The 15,174-nt window shown below is 32.9% G+C and carries 10 protein-coding genes and 4 pseudogenes; 3 read left to right on the top strand and 11 right to left on the bottom strand.

Annotated elements, in window-relative coordinates; translation table 11 throughout:
- Positions 1-68: 68 nt before the first annotated feature.
- Positions 69-776 carry an IS6 family transposase gene (locus BG05_RS00375; RefSeq protein ID WP_041867956.1) on the bottom strand — a complete coding sequence of 236 codons (708 nt, stop codon included), beginning with the start codon at positions 774-776 and terminating at the stop codon, positions 69-71.
- A 729-nt stretch (positions 777-1,505) separates the two neighbouring features.
- On the opposite strand from BG05_RS00375, the pseudogene BG05_RS00370 reads away from it, so the two are divergent.
- Positions 1,506-1,985: pseudogene (locus BG05_RS00370) on the top strand (site-specific integrase); the annotation flags it as partial.
- A 155-nt stretch (positions 1,986-2,140) separates the two neighbouring features.
- Here the strand turns inward: BG05_RS00370 and BG05_RS00365 are convergent.
- From BG05_RS00365 to BG05_RS00340, 5 genes and pseudogenes are all read right to left on the bottom strand, one after another.
- Positions 2,141-4,231: a right-handed parallel beta-helix repeat-containing protein gene (locus BG05_RS00365; RefSeq protein ID WP_002187100.1), complete on the bottom strand. Its 2,091-nt coding sequence runs from the start codon at positions 4,229-4,231 to the stop codon at positions 2,141-2,143.
- A 404-nt stretch (positions 4,232-4,635) separates the two neighbouring features.
- Complete coding sequence (locus tag BG05_RS00355; RefSeq protein WP_169748758.1) at positions 4,636-4,884, bottom strand: hypothetical protein; 249 nt, start codon at positions 4,882-4,884, stop codon at positions 4,636-4,638.
- A gap of 39 nt (positions 4,885-4,923) precedes the next feature.
- A pseudogene (locus BG05_RS28855) lies at positions 4,924-5,574 on the bottom strand (IS6 family transposase).
- A 630-nt stretch (positions 5,575-6,204) separates the two neighbouring features.
- Entirely contained in the window at positions 6,205-6,429 is a 225-nt protein-coding gene (locus BG05_RS00345) for a hypothetical protein (protein WP_002187096.1), read from the bottom strand.
- Positions 6,430-6,979: 550 nt separating this feature from the next.
- Positions 6,980-8,380: a zinc dependent phospholipase C family protein gene (locus BG05_RS00340; RefSeq protein WP_002187095.1), complete on the bottom strand. Its 1,401-nt coding sequence runs from the start codon at positions 8,378-8,380 to the stop codon at positions 6,980-6,982.
- Positions 8,381-8,808: 428 nt separating this feature from the next.
- Between BG05_RS00340 and BG05_RS28850 the strand changes: the two are divergent.
- Both BG05_RS28850 and BG05_RS30880 read left to right on the top strand, forming a co-directional pair.
- Positions 8,809-8,967, top strand: a pseudogene (locus BG05_RS28850) (MFS transporter); the annotation flags it as partial.
- A 28-nt stretch (positions 8,968-8,995) separates the two neighbouring features.
- Entirely contained in the window at positions 8,996-9,205 is a 210-nt protein-coding gene (locus BG05_RS30880; RefSeq protein ID WP_033713865.1) for a hypothetical protein, read from the top strand.
- A 606-nt stretch (positions 9,206-9,811) separates the two neighbouring features.
- Here BG05_RS30880 and BG05_RS28740 read toward each other — a convergent pair.
- The 5 genes and pseudogenes from BG05_RS28740 to BG05_RS00305 all read right to left on the bottom strand — a co-directional run bounded on the left by BG05_RS28740 (position 9,812) and on the right by BG05_RS00305 (position 15,137).
- Positions 9,812-10,470: pseudogene (locus tag BG05_RS28740) on the bottom strand (IS6 family transposase).
- Positions 10,471-11,272: 802 nt separating this feature from the next.
- Entirely contained in the window at positions 11,273-11,971 is a 699-nt protein-coding gene (yknW, locus tag BG05_RS00320) for a YknW family membrane protein (RefSeq protein WP_003193589.1), read from the bottom strand.
- A gap of 108 nt (positions 11,972-12,079) precedes the next feature.
- A complete protein-coding gene (locus BG05_RS00315; protein ID WP_002187086.1) occupies positions 12,080-13,279 on the bottom strand; it encodes an ABC transporter permease in 1,200 nt (399 codons plus the stop codon).
- Positions 13,276-13,956, bottom strand: a complete 681-nt coding sequence (locus BG05_RS00310) for an ABC transporter ATP-binding protein (protein WP_002187085.1) — start codon at positions 13,954-13,956, stop codon at positions 13,276-13,278. Before BG05_RS00310 ends, BG05_RS00315 begins: the two co-directional genes overlap by 4 nt.
- Complete coding sequence (locus BG05_RS00305) at positions 13,953-15,137, bottom strand: efflux RND transporter periplasmic adaptor subunit (protein ID WP_002187084.1); 1,185 nt, start codon at positions 15,135-15,137, stop codon at positions 13,953-13,955. Before BG05_RS00305 ends, BG05_RS00310 begins: the two co-directional genes overlap by 4 nt.
- Positions 15,138-15,174 lie beyond the last annotated feature (37 nt).

Raw genomic sequence — 15,174 nt, 5'->3', positions numbered from 1 at the left:
AAATGGTTCTGGTGCAAATACTTAGGAAAGATATAAAGAGGCGAAAAGTTTCCTAGTGGAATCTAGTCTTAAGCAACAATTCCAAATAGTTGATGGATGAACTTCACTTGATTTTGGACAGACTTGTCCAGTAAAATAAGTTGCCCTTTTTTTACCATATGCATAGCTTCTATTCCAGAAATAATGGATGTAGCTGTGCGGAAGGATTTCAATCCTAACATCAAACGAACTCGCTTTTTAATAAATCGATGATCTTGTTCCACTATATTATTGAGATAGTTAGCTTGCCTTAGTTGCATGCCTTCAGGCATATGTTTCTCTTCTTTCAACTCTTGAATCGCTACAGGATAAGCAGGGTTCTTATCTACTGTTATCACGCGAGGTTTAGAAACATACGAAAAAGCCAAGGCTTTCTTGAAAAAACGCTTGGCTGCTTGTTTATCTCTTGATTTACTTAGATAAAAATCAATTGTATAACCCTCTGAATCAACTGCACGATATAAATACATCCATTGACCTTTTACTTGAATATAGGTTTCATCGACTCTCCACGAGTCATTTGTTGATTTAAGATGATGTCGTACTTTCTCTTCTAATTGAGGTCCATATTGATGAATCCAGCGCATAATTGTTGTGTGAGCAATTGATAATCCTCTTTCCTCCATCATTTCCACCAGGTTACGGAAGCTCAAATTGTACCGTAGGTACCACCTTACTGTTAATAAGATGAGTTCAGGCTGATAATGCTTCCATTTAAATAAATTTTCTTTTTCCATACTGATCACGCACCTTTTTTAGAGTCATACTATCAGTATGTCCAAGTTTAGGAGATTACTTGCAAGAGTCTTGCGATTTTTGCACCAGAACCCTTATATGTAAGTTACCTAATTATAAGAAGAACAGAAGTACTCATATAAAAAAATATAGTCATACAAATCAGCGTAAAAAAGCAAAGAGAAGGCGTCGTAAATAATTGTTTTTTATAGGGGTACTCACATCCATCAACTTAAGAATTTAGAATTACCCAAAACGAAAAAGAGTCCTAAATTAATTGGGCTCTTTTTACCTTTCTAAAATGTGAAATTTTGTATAAAAGTTTACATTCACTTCTTGAATCATTTATAGCTAATTTTGTAATAAATTTTTCAATATAGGTATAACTGTTATTTATGGTTTTGATATAAAAAATTAACAAAAAACAATATAATATAAATAAGATAGTAATCCCTTTTGTATTCTCCTTGTACTAAAGATAAGATTGTGTTCCCGATCTTATCTTTTTTCTTTGGAGATTTTTGATACAAAAAAGGAATCCTTATAATAAGGATTCTGCAACAGAAAATAACAAAATATAAATAATAAAAAGAATTACTTATATTATAGCTCATATAGCAATAATATAATATTGAGAAATATTTACATAAATTCAGTATGTATTACGTAGTGTAAGTAAAGCTAATTTCAAAATTTGATATACTAAAAGAAAAGATTAGGATGATAAGGCTATGCCAACAAAAGAATTTCAAGACACAATACAGCATTTTTCTTCTTTCTTATTAGATAAAGGAAGAAAACCTTCCACAATTAAACGATATGTTTATGATATTGAAGATTTTGGTCAGTGGTTGCAAAAATCAAAAAAGCTTCCCTTACGCAATATATGGACGACACTTAGTACCGAGGGTTATGAAGAGTATTTTAATGATTTAAAGAAGCAACGAAATTACTCTGATAAAACGATACATCGTGTTTATATTGTCCTAAGTAGACTTTATCAATATTTAGGCCTACCTAATCCATTAGAAGATATGAATCTCATGATTCAGCCTAATCGGGCGTTACGTGATGAAGACTTTATTTCTAAAGAGGAAGAAAAACGGCTAAAGTACATATTAACTTCATTAGAAGGATTAACAGAAAAACAACGCTCCGCTCGTCCAGTACTTATGGATCGTAACATTGTTATTGTGCATTTACTCATTAATGTTTGTCATCTATGTACAGTCATGCATTATAACTGCAAATATGTATAAGAATATAAACGGTATACTATACGGATTCATTTGGATTGAATACAGAATTTAAACTTAATGAATTGGTCGATGTAGAATAAAAACGGGCTGACTCGAAAGAGCCAGCTTTAATTCACAGCAGGTAAATTGATATTTGTAAAGGTGTTATTCGAATTGATGAAGTTACGAATATGATTTATATTTGTGTAATATTTTAAATTCAATGGTGCTGTTCCTGTATAAACAAATCCATTTTCTTTTAAAATTAACTCGTTTACTCCCGCTGCTGCTCCTGAAGCTAAGAGAGAAGCGAATGCTGGATTATTAATAGTAACATTGCATTTCTCTACTACATAAGTTGTATATGGACGATTTGTATCAGATAAGAATAAATTATTTTTCGTATTAATCGAGATAGCACAGTCTTCCAGTGTAGTGTATGGTACTTGATTATCCACATTTGTAATACCAACTTCGCAAGTTGTATCTATAAGTTTTGATTTAGTAACTCTAATATTCATTGGACTCCCATTAAACAAATGATTTCTCAACTCGCAATTAAGAAGTTCTGACCTTGTGAACTCACAAACGTCTACAGTTTGAGTATTAGGGTTTTCTGATCTGACTCGTAAATTTTCGAATCTACAGCTATCATATTCTTTAACTTTAAACGTCATCTCTCTTTGTGTTAAAACCGATTTAAAGGTACATTTGCTTATTTTGTTTGCTTTTATCCATGGTGTGGTAGTCGGATTTTCTGTAAAAATAATATAATTATTATCAAATATGCAATTATCTCCCAATGCAACGAAATCAGGGTTTACGTATTGATTGTTAGATAAAGAAACCCTATACGAATCATTAGTTAAATTCATATTACCACCTGTGAAACTGTTGTCTATAATATTCACAAACGCCATACTAAAGTTAGAAGTCATGAGTCCAATGTTATTTTGACAGTTGTATAAGAAATTATCTTTAATAGTTGCATGCATTAAAGAATAAAGATTAATCGCTAGGTAATCTATATTGTAAATGTGATTATGTTCTATTAAGACATCATAGCAACCAACTAAAATACCGTGATAACTGCCGTAAATTTCGTTATCTTTTATGGTACAGCTTGCTCCGTATGAATCTTCCATGTTTATTGAATAACGAGTTGGATTGTTGAAAATAGGTTTTCCATCCAAAAACCTAACCAATCCTTTTCCATTATCGCGGATTTTATTATTTATAACTTCGTTGTAATTCCCCCCTAAAGTGATACCACCCCTATGCCCATTAAAAACCTCGCATTTTTCAACAGTGTTATGGTGAGGAATACCACCAAACATAATTGTATATTGCAGATTCTTATTTACATTGTTTTCATTATAAAATTGAAGTCTAAATTTCATTGCGTTAACTGGGATTGAAATATCTGTATAGATTCTTCTTTTCTTCATAACCCCTATGAAATTGTTGTTATTATCGTAAAAGAAGATATCCAAGTCTTTACTATTTAAATTTGTTGTTCTAGCGTATCCTGCTCCAGCTATAAGAAAGGAAGTAATCTTTGGTGTTAAATCTTGAGGTATATTTAACATCTTTGTTGTGAGTGTATTCGTAGAGGTAATAGGTTGTCCAGTATTGTAATCTAAGGCACTCAAAGTAAGACCTTGATCAAACTCTCCATAGTCAAATATCGAGTTTGAGCTAAATGAAATATTATCGCCCATATAATCGCGAACCTTACAATTTTTCACAGAACAATAATTTGAACTTTTTTGAAAGAGAGTACCATACGTATTCTCCATTGCTACTTCTAAAGGATTATAGAAACTTCTGTCGTCCCTACATCCAATTATAGTTCCACCAAATAAATTAGAATTGGTGACTTTACTAAATACGATACTATTCCCTTTGAAGTTGTAATAATCAGTAGTTGTTCTATTGTCAAATGGCGATTTTTTATTAGAATCGTATATAACTTTTAATGTTGATCCATTTAAATTAAAATCTAAATTGGAAACCATAACAATCTCACGTGGATAACATAGAGCGTAATTGCCTTTTGGAAGAATAACTTCAGAGTAATTATTAGATGCTGCATATTGTAGCGCATTGTTTATCCCCTGGATATTCTTATCAGCTTGTATATAATCTGCATCTACATAGGGTTTAGTAGGTAATCCTTCTTTTATGCCCCACTGATTTAATTCAATTAAATAATCCAATTATTATCACCTCTTAAATTTCTTAATATAGTATATTCATTGATAAAAGAAACCGTCCCCTAAAAGGAGACGGTTTTAAAAATCATTTCACATATACATAGGCTTCGTTTTTTCATTTCCATATTTACAATCCTCCCCCTTTTCATCCATAATTTCAAAATGGAGAGAGATTAAGGACTGATTATTAATGAATATTCTAGAAAAATTAAACGAGGCCTTCACCTTAGAAGCTCAGGAATCATCACCGAGTAAAGTGGCTATTCAAGAATTAAAAAAATTCTCATCAATAAATATCCTTACATTTTTTATGCTTTTATTCCGTTTCAAACAATACGATAAATCTATGTTTATCTGATAACGTTTTTCTTCGATTTCACTCTTTGTTATTAATTCATGGCTGTTTTTTAAAGCAACTTTATAACTGCAACGCCCAATGAAACAATTGATATTATCGTACCAATTGTCCATAAAACTTGTGTATTGCGACTCTTAATGATCTCAAGTTCTAATTTATCGACACTGACTAAATTCTTGCTATCAATAACATCTGAGATTATTTGTTTCATTTCTAATCCAGATGGCACACTTTCCAATTTTTTTGCTCGTTCTTCAATTAAAGTAATTTTTTTGGTTCTGGTGCAAAAATAAAACACAAGGGAATAAAGCATATATATTCCTAACGGAATCGTATCTTATGTTGCAAGTCCAAACAATTGATGGATGAATTCTTTTTGATTTTGTACAGACTGGTCCCGTAAATTAAGCTGTTCTTTTTTAATCATATGCATGGCTTCTACTCCAGAAAGAATGGATGTAGCTGTTTCAAAAGATTTAAGGCCTAGCATAGAACGGATTCGCTTCTTTATAAAGCGATGATCTTGTTCTACTATGTTATTCAAGTACTTTTGTTGTCTAAGTCGCATACCGTTAGGTATGCTTTTTTCTTTTTTTAACTGTTCAATTGCTATAGGATAAGCTGGATTCTTATCGACTGTTATCACACGTGGCTTTGAAACATGAAAAGACCGCAAAGCTTTCTTGAAAAAGCGCTTTGCAGCCTTATGATCTCTTGTTTTGCTTAGGCAAAAATCGATTGTGTTTCCGTTCGAATCAACAGCACGATACAGGTACATCCATTGACCTTTTACTTTGATATATGTTTCATCGACTCTTCAAGAGTCATTTATTTGTTTGAGGTAAAGTCGGATTCGTTTGTCCAATTCAGGACCATACTGATGAACCCAACGCATAATCGTTGTATGAGAAATGGATAAACCACGTTCCTCCATCATTTCCACCAAATCACGAAAACTTAGGTTATACCGTAGGTATCATCTTACCATTAATAAGATAATATCAGGCTGATAGTGCTTCCATTTGAACTAATTTTTCTTTTCCATACCGATCACACCCTTTTAGAGTAATAGTATCAGTATGTCCAAGTTTTAGAGATTACTTGTAATTACCTTGAAGCTTTTGCACCAGAACCCTGTTTTGTTTCTATATGGCATGAACGGTTTCGATTCTATTAACACTATCCCATATTGGGTATCTAATTTTATTTATCTTATCCACCTATTAGATTTATAGGAACGATACAGCAGAAAAGTCGCGAATGTTCGCCTTTTTTGAAATTTAAAACCCTATTTTCATCATATTTTATCTAATTATAGGAACTATTCTAATTAAAGGTGTTGTGTTTGCAAAGTGTTATTTCTTCTATTTATTCAACTTATTTGCTAAATTTCTTTTGTTTTTTCCGTATAACATATATATAACTAGTCCAAAAATGGGTACCGCCAAATGCCCATCAAGCTAAGATAAATTTGTATCCATATAATCAAAATAACGCTATTCTTTTTGTAAAAATATATAGAAGGGATGGTGTATTTTTTCATTTTAAGGAAATTTAGTTTTGTTATCTTTCCCTAACAACAAACAAGACGCCAACCAGATCATGAATTACTATTGGTTTAATCATTAATAAGTATATCTGGGCCCTTTTTCAACATATATGTAAAACCTGAAATAAATACGATACTAAATATAATAATGGAAGACCACATATTAAAATGAAATTCTTTACCTACAACTAAATAATAGATGTTATGGACCAAGAAATTAGCACCTATGATAATCCCACCTAACATTGAACTAATTACAAGGCTGATTAAATAAAATTTGAGCTTCTGAAACATTTCCCCTCTACTCCTTTTCTAAAATCAACTTTATTCAGGATGTTTTAGAAAATTATACCATTTATTTTTCTGATATTCTTAAATCTATAATATATTTAAGGTTATTTTAAGAGAAGAAGGATTGCCTATCCAAATGTTCATTTTAGGGTCTCACCAACATGCCCATCAAGGTAATGAAACTAGTTGCTCCAAAACAAAAAAATGTATATTTTTACCTGGATATGCCAATTTTCTCATTTGGGGGGTATTTTCCTTTATTAGCTTGTTGGCGATGGGGAGTAACCCATAGATAAGGAAATCCAAAGGGATAAAACGATGCAACTTCTGTATAAACAGTACATCTTCTTTATAAACGGTACGACTTTATTTCAAAGCTACAGTATTTTATTCTTTTTAACAGGTTATTTAGAATAATTGAAAGATAAAAAAGCTCATCTTTTATGAAAAAAGAGATGGGCTTTTTTGTTTGTTGCCAATAAGTGAAGTTACTTGACGTTTACGGATAAAAAAACACTCGTTCTGATTAAGGACGAGTGTTTTTCTTTTTAGTTTATCTAACAGGTATAAACTTCCATGAGCTAGGTTTTTGTTTTTTTCCACCTAGTACGATCCAATTTTTCTCTGCATTTATATTTTCATAATTTAATGGATAGTCATCTGTAAAAATATTATATTCTGTAGGTTTATCCAGGTTAATTTTAATTTTAAAGTCAGCTAAACTATCCGATTTTTGAGCAAGGTGAATCCAACTAGAATAATTAGACCAATTTAAATATTGAAATTGATCGTAATTTGAGTGCTTCATGCGAAGATATATACTCTCCCCGTGGTGTAGCTTTGCATCATTTTCTTTGTAGAATTCAAATGCTATAGGTGTACCAGATAAAGCATTGTTTTCTTTACTTGCAAGTGAGACATAATCATAACGGTTTGCTACATACCATTCAAATGTTAGACCTTGATAAGGAGATTCACTTGGTACGATATAATAGTTTTTCCCTGCTTCTATGACGTTTCCTTCTATATCATAGATTAATGCGGTCTCTATACTTGGAGCTTTCACATTTTCAGTAAAAGTTTTAAACCAAAGATTTAAGAAACCTGCTGTATTGCGCTGAGCTTCTCCTAAGCTTCGCTGCACAGCTGGGGTAACCATTTCTTGCCACAATTGTGCCTTACCACTATTATAATACTTAAATGTTTTATCATTAGTAATATTTTGGATTTCAGGTTTAGCTACTCGGGCTGCATAATCAATCCATTCTTCAGGTGTGGATAGAGAGTCGTTATAATTCCCTCCAGTATTGACTGCAAATTGATTTTGAATGGTTGTAACATAATTTTCAAAGTAGCTATGATATTTTATAGCTCTCGTATCAATTGCGGTAAAATTTGCTGCATGCATAGGTTGGGTAGCATCTGTAAAGTAGTGCGTGGCTACTCCTAAGTAATAGAAAGCTTTTTCATAGTCTTTATTTCGTAAATGTTCTCCAGATTCATAAAAGTATTTCTTACCTTGTGTAAGAGCCGTTGGATTTGTTTCTCCTCTATAATTTTCTTTAGTATCAGGATCATAAAAATGAGATTTCCATCCGCCTTTAAAAACGCCGCCTATTCCTGTTCCACCATCGTTAAACTCTGCATTATAATCTGCATCATATAATCCTTTAGAAAATAGATCCTTATATTGCGGATAATTTAAAAAGTCCACAGCCTGCTTATTTGCTTCAATATTAGATTCTGTTTTCATAATTTCAATAGCTTGTTTTGCAATCCATAAATGTGTACTTTTATCAGAATGATACGGAGCTTCTGCAGACCATCCTGCAGTAATAGGATCATTCTCAGTTAAATCAATTTGATCGAGATGAGCATAGCTACTTTGAGGAGATACTCCTAAAATAGTTAAAGTCACTCCAGCTATACATAGTGTTGATGCGAATTTTTTCATTTTTTTATTTCCTTTCTAAATTTTAAGATTCTTATGCAAATTTTCATCATATTAACGTAATATCAACAGGTAAATATCTCTAATAAAAGTGCGGTTAGCAAAGGCTAACTGCTTAATATTTCTCTTAAAGGGATACCGCCACATCGATCAACTTAAAAGTTTTAAGTAGACACTAAACAATAATTTACTTTCTCTACCTCTAGTTATATATAAAATCGCGTCTTATTTAAACATATATTTTTATGCAATTTCGCATATACAAATATAGGGAATCGAATAACCTTCCATTTATTGTATTAATGAATGACCGTTGTCTTTAGATAATTGAAATTATGATGTTTTAAAGAATTCAGACGTAAAATTCATGCAAAAAAAGAGCACCGCTATCTGTAGACGGTAAACGTAAAGCAACTCCAAAATATATAATAAAAGTTGACTTTGGTTTGAATCCTGAGATAAGAAACAGACTTAATGGATTATATATGACTATTTTCTTTTTGGGAGGAGCCTTTGGTTCATGGATTGGAAGTTATACTTACTATAAATTTAATAGTGAAGTAACTTTGCTCATACATAGCAAAAAGTGATCAAACTTTATTTTAAGCCTACATTAAAATGACTCAAAAACTCTTAGCGTGGGGTTTTTCCGAAATACTGGCGATACCCCACAAATGGATCGAGTTTGATATAATAGAAGGAAAAGAACAAATGGAACAGATACGAAAATCTCTGGAAAACATAGAGAAACAAAGCCTAACTAAAAAAGTGAAACCTCTTCGACTGTTTCTAAAGGAAATCGCGATTGGAAATATCCCTCTAAAATGAAATGAAATTGTTACCTGTTAAAATACAAATTAAGTATTACAGCAACTATTTGGAATCTAATTGTAATTCAGCTTTGTCGTTTGTCAGTGTATTATCAGAATTACAATTTCCAGAGTAGATGGCTCTTGCTTCATCACACGAATCAGATTTTTCACATCCTATAAGCATTCCTAATGTTATAAACGATAATAAAATCTTTTTCATTATAATACACGCTCCATACTATTTAGAATGTTATGATGTTCTTAGACTAAGTAAAGTTTATAACATATATTCCCATAACAAAAAACATATGTATTGAATTAAAAAAACTGAGGAAGGTCAATTTTTGACCAATTTATATAATAGACTTCACCATACATGCCCGTCAACTTAAGAAGTGGGTTGTTCCCCAAACCGAAAAAAATGAGTTAAACACTAGTCGTAAAGAAGTCATTTTTTCGCTATGGGGAAACTTAAAATCTTAGCTTGATAGCAATGTGGTATTCTTTCTATCTTATGGTAGTAAAAAAGGTTCTGGTGCGAAAATGTTAGTTAGAAACATAGAGTAGCAATTTCTTCTTCATTTCTATCTTATGAAGCTAAGCCAAATAATTTATGAATAAATCATTTCTGGTTTTGGACAGACTTATCCGGTAAAACAAGTTGCCCTTTTTTCATCATATGCATGGCTTCAACACCACTCAATATAGAGATTGCTGTTTTAAACGACTTTAATCCTAACATAGAACGAACTCGCCTTTTAATAAACCCGTGGTCTGTTCCACTATATTATTGAGATATTTAACTTGCCTTAGTTGTATGCCTTCAGGCATATGTTTCTCTTCTCTTAACTCTTGAATTGCTACAGGATAGGCAGGGATCACGCGAGGTTTAGAAACATACGAAAAAGCCAAGGCTTTCTTGAAAAAGCGCTTGGCTGCTTGTTTATCTCTTGATTTACTTAGATAAAAATCAATTGTATACCCTTCTGAATCGACTGCACGGTATTAGTACATCCATTGAGCTTTTACTTTGATATATGTTTCATCGACTTTCCATGAGTCATTTGTTGATTTAAGATGATGTCGTACTTTCTCTTCTAATTGAGATCCATATTGATGAACCCAGCGCATAATCGTTGCATGAGCAATTGATAAGCCTCTTTCCTCCATCATTTCCACCAGGTTACGGAAGCTCAAATTGTACCGTAGGTACCACCTTACTGTTAATAAGATTAGTTCAGGCTGATAATACTTCCATTTAAACAAATTTTCCTTTTCCATACTGATTACGCACCTTTTTAGAGTCATACTATCAGTATGTCCAAGATTAGGAGATTACTTGCAAGAGTCTTTAGATTTTTGCACCAGAACCTTATTTTTTATACGATTCATGCTATTTCTCCTCTTCTTTCATTATTTCTATAAGATTACAAAAATGAAATTATACTGTACATTGCTTATACTTTTGCTGTGGAATAAAATCCCTTTCGATATATTTATCTTATTATAAATATCTTTCAAATCACTTTCATAAATGTTACAAAAGTCTTTCATTAATTTGAAAGGCTTTGAAATTTCTAAAATACACTTATCAAACTCAAATTATAGTATTTACTCTCAGGATGCCTCTTGAACCCAATAATCGTTTCCTTTTTTTACTTTATGACATAAATAACTTTTGATATGTGTAAATGTATTTGTTGTTGGGGATTCACTTATGCATCAAACCATCAGTGAATATGTCTAGCTATAATACGTTGTTCTAACAAGATTTTCTAAAAATGAAGGAGTAAAATGTTTATGTAATTCTTCAGTAAATAATTGTAGTTTACTTTGAATTGAAAGATTCATAAAAAACGTCATCCTTTCTAATCTAGCTTGTTTAGAAAGAATAACGTTTTTTGGTACTTGGGGGTATTAAAATTTCTTAAGTTGATGGGCATGGGAGCACCATATCAAAATAAGAAAATTGTACGTTTGAACATATTTTGGACAAAAAATAACCAGTACCTTTTAGGTTAAGGAACTGGTTACTAATGTTGCAAATATTTTACTGAACTTATTTATAAGGAACTTAATTTATTTACAATAGCATACCTGGTAAAAACTTTGCTATTAATACAATAATTGTCGCAAAGAATACCGCTTTCATAATGAATAGAATAATAATTGGAATCGATGCTTTCACTTTGCTTAATCCAGTTGTAATGTGTAATCCGAGCCAAATTAAGATTAAATTCCATACATAGAATATTTCAATTGTATTACCAATTCCATATGCAAATGTACCTTTCGTAAATAATAACCCTAAACTCGTATATTGGCTCATTCCACTACTAAAGATTATACTTAAAATTGAATTAATAAGTCCACCAATAATAAGGACAATGTTTGTATAAGCTACAATATTCAATAAGGTTTTATAAGGCGTATCATTACCAAAGAACATCATAAACATTTTATAAATAGCTGCTATGAATAGTGTTCCAACCATCGCACTAGCAAAGCTTGTTCCAATTCCAGAAATAACTTCTGATGTAAGTGAACTTTGTCCAGCCATTTCACCTAATTCTTTTTTCATTTTAAGCATCTCAGGTGAGGTATACATAACATACGCATTTAAACCACCTAGAAGCCCTTGTAACAATGCTACTAAGAGGAACATACCCCAAACTTTCTCGTTTGCTTTCATTCTTTCAAATTGTACTCCAGGAGATTTAATCATTCCAAATAATGATGGCTTTTTCGCACCTACATCTTGTGTATTAATATTCGCTTTCATTATAACGCCTCCTTCTATTCACATATTCCTTTTAAAGGATGGTAAAAACAATTAACTCAAACAATATGTATGTGTAATAGAGATATTTATCTTTACTACACTAGTAAACTATTCGTAGCGGAGTGCTTCAATTGGATCTAATTTTGCAGCTTTATTCGCTGGAATTAATCCGAAAATAATACCAAGTGTCATTGAGAATAATACGCCTCCGACAACAACTTCCCATGAAACAAGTGGTGGCCATTTCGCAAATGTGGAAACAATATATGCCCCGCCATATCCAAGACCAATTCCGATCAAACCACCTAGAAGCGTTAACATAACGGCTTCAATTAAAAACTGTAATAAAATTTTACTACGCGTTGCTCCAAGCGCTTTACGTATCCCAATTTCGCGCGTACGCTCCGTTACAGATACGAGCATAATGTTCATAACGCCAATACCACCAACGACTAATGAAATGCCAGCGATACCACCGATGATCATTGTCATGATATTAGTGACTTTAGAAACTCCTTCTTGGAACTCTTTTAAGTTTACTAATTCATATTTACCTGGAATTTCACTCGGCTTACGACTATTTAATACTTCAACAGCTTTTTTTCCTGCTGATTCTAAATTGTCTACATTTTTAGCCTGAATTGCGATACTTTGAATTTCATCTGTTCCGTATAAAACAGGCCATAAGGTGAGAGGAATCAGTACTTCTTCAGTTTCAAATCCCATAAATTCATTATCTGATTTATAGACACCGATAATTTGCACCGGCTGTCCTTTCATTTCAATAATTTTCCCTACTGGATTTTCATCTTTAAATAGCGTCTCTTCTGCCTTCGTACTAATCATAACGACGTTATTACCTTGTGAAATATCTGATTCATTCAATGAACGCCCTTTGAGCATTTTCACTTTATTTACTTGAAAATACTCACTATCCAGTCCAATAACATTAATCATTGCTTTTTTATCGTTTATATCAAGTGTTTCCATCGTACTATTCGTCGTAATAACATGGGCAACATCTTTTACCTGTTTCACCTCAAGAATATCTTCTTCCGTTAATTTTGGTACTTCATGCCCACCTATAGCAAACTCATCATTAATATCCGGCTTAAACTGAATTGGCATAAGGTTATTACCAGAACCAGCGATTTTCGACTTCAGCATCACTTCCCCGCCCTGCCCAATCGCAACGACAGTAATAATAGAACCTACACCGATAATAATACCGAGCATCGTCAAAGCTGAACGCAGTTTATGAGCTAAAATTGAAGATAGGGCAATTTTCATACTATCTAGTAAACTCATACTGCACACCTTCTATCTTCAGTAATTTTCCCATCTCGCAGTACAATGCGGCGAGATGAATAAGCTGCTACCTCTTCTTCATGCGTAACCATAACAATCGTCGTACCTTCTGCATTAAGCTTCGTGAAAATATCCATAACTTGTTCACCAGACTTCGTATCAAGCGCCCCTGTCGGCTCATCGGCCATAATGAACGTTGGATTATTCGCAATCGCTCTCGCAATTGCTACACGCTGTTTCTGTCCACCTGATAACTCATTTGGTAAATGATGCACTCTATCTGCTAACCCTACTTTGACCAGTGCTTCCAAAGCACGCTTACGGCGCTCAGCTTTCTTCACCCCACCATATACAAGAGGAAGTTCAACATTTTCCACCGCTGAAAGACGTGGCAGTAAATTAAAATGCTGGAACACAAAGCCGATATATTCATTACGAATTAAAGCTAATTTTGACTCATCTGCTGTTAAGATATTCACATCATTCAGCATATATTTTCCTTCTGTTGGGCGATCTAAACAGCCGATAATATTCATAAGCGTTGATTTACCGGAACCAGACGGTCCCATAATTGAAACAAACTCACCACTCTGAATCGTTAAACTAATACCATGTAAAATCGGTACTGCCAATTTTCCTTGATAATACGTTTTAGCAATATTATTTAACGTAATCATTTCTCTTTCACTTCCATTCCGTCATACACGTTGTCGGAAGGATTTTTAACCACCTTTTGCCCCACTGCTGCGCCTTCAACAATCTCTGTCCAGTCTCCATCAGTAGCGCCTTTTTTCACATTTTGTTTATGAAGCTTCCCTTTCTCCTCAATATAAACAAATGCATCATCGCCTTTTTCTACAATGCTCTTACTTGGAACAGCAATCATCGTCTTATTCTCTAAATTTACTTGTAAAGAAACGTGATAACCTGGAGATAAACCATCTTGGCTATCAAGACTTGCCTTATATGTATATTGAGACATATTTTGAGTTCCTTCACCAGCTGCTTGAGCCATCTCAGCACTCGTTGGGAATTCACTTACTTCCGTAATCTTACCTGTCCACTTCTTCTTATTATTTGCTTTCGCAGTTACAGTAAACGTTTGATCTTTTTGAATTTGTGACTTTTGAAGCTCTGTTAAAGTCCCTTGAACTTGGAACGGATCTTTAGAAGCAACTTGTAAGAATGCTTTCCCTTGGCCACCTAAAGCTTGAGATGAACTTTGTGCTGCATCTTTATCTAACTTTTGTACAACACCTGTAAAATTACTATAAATCGTAAGTTCTTTCTGTTTTTTACTTAACTCTTCTTTTTGTAACTCTCCTTTTTCTTTTTCAAGATCAGTTGTTTTTTGTGCCATTTCTAAATCACTTACCTTCTCTTCCATTGGGTCTGTTACTTCTTTCGCAGCCCCACTATCTTTTGCCTTCCTAATTTCTTTCTTCAATGAATCAATCTTCTTTTTCCCTTGATCGTAACGCATATCAGCCATCTTCTGATCAAGCTCAGCTTGTTTCACCTGTAAATTAATTTCTTCATTATCATAAGAGAATAATTTCGTTCCCTTTTCTACCTCTTGTCCTTCTTTCACTGCAATATCTTTCACTTTTCCTTTAGTTGGATCCGCATAGAAGCTTTCAATATTCCCCGGCTTCACCTGACCCGAAATTAACTTCGTATTATTTAGCTTACGCTCTGTCACTTTCTCAAAACTTACAGCATCCGCCTTCGTTGTATCTTTCTTCTTACCTTGCATAACAAAAATATTTACCGCCGCAACGATAACAATTAGTACAATAACCCCAACAATAATCCATTTTTTTTTCTTATTTGGAGTACGAACTGTATTTTGTAACATAATCTTTCCCCTTTCAAAATTATATATTACTAAAACA

The sequence above is a fragment of the Bacillus mycoides genome, from assembly GCF_000832605.1.
GTDB classification, from domain to species: domain Bacteria; phylum Bacillota; class Bacilli; order Bacillales; family Bacillaceae_G; genus Bacillus_A; species Bacillus_A mycoides.
Note: the sequence above shows the minus strand (reverse complement) of the source record. Positions and strands in the feature narration are given on the sequence as shown.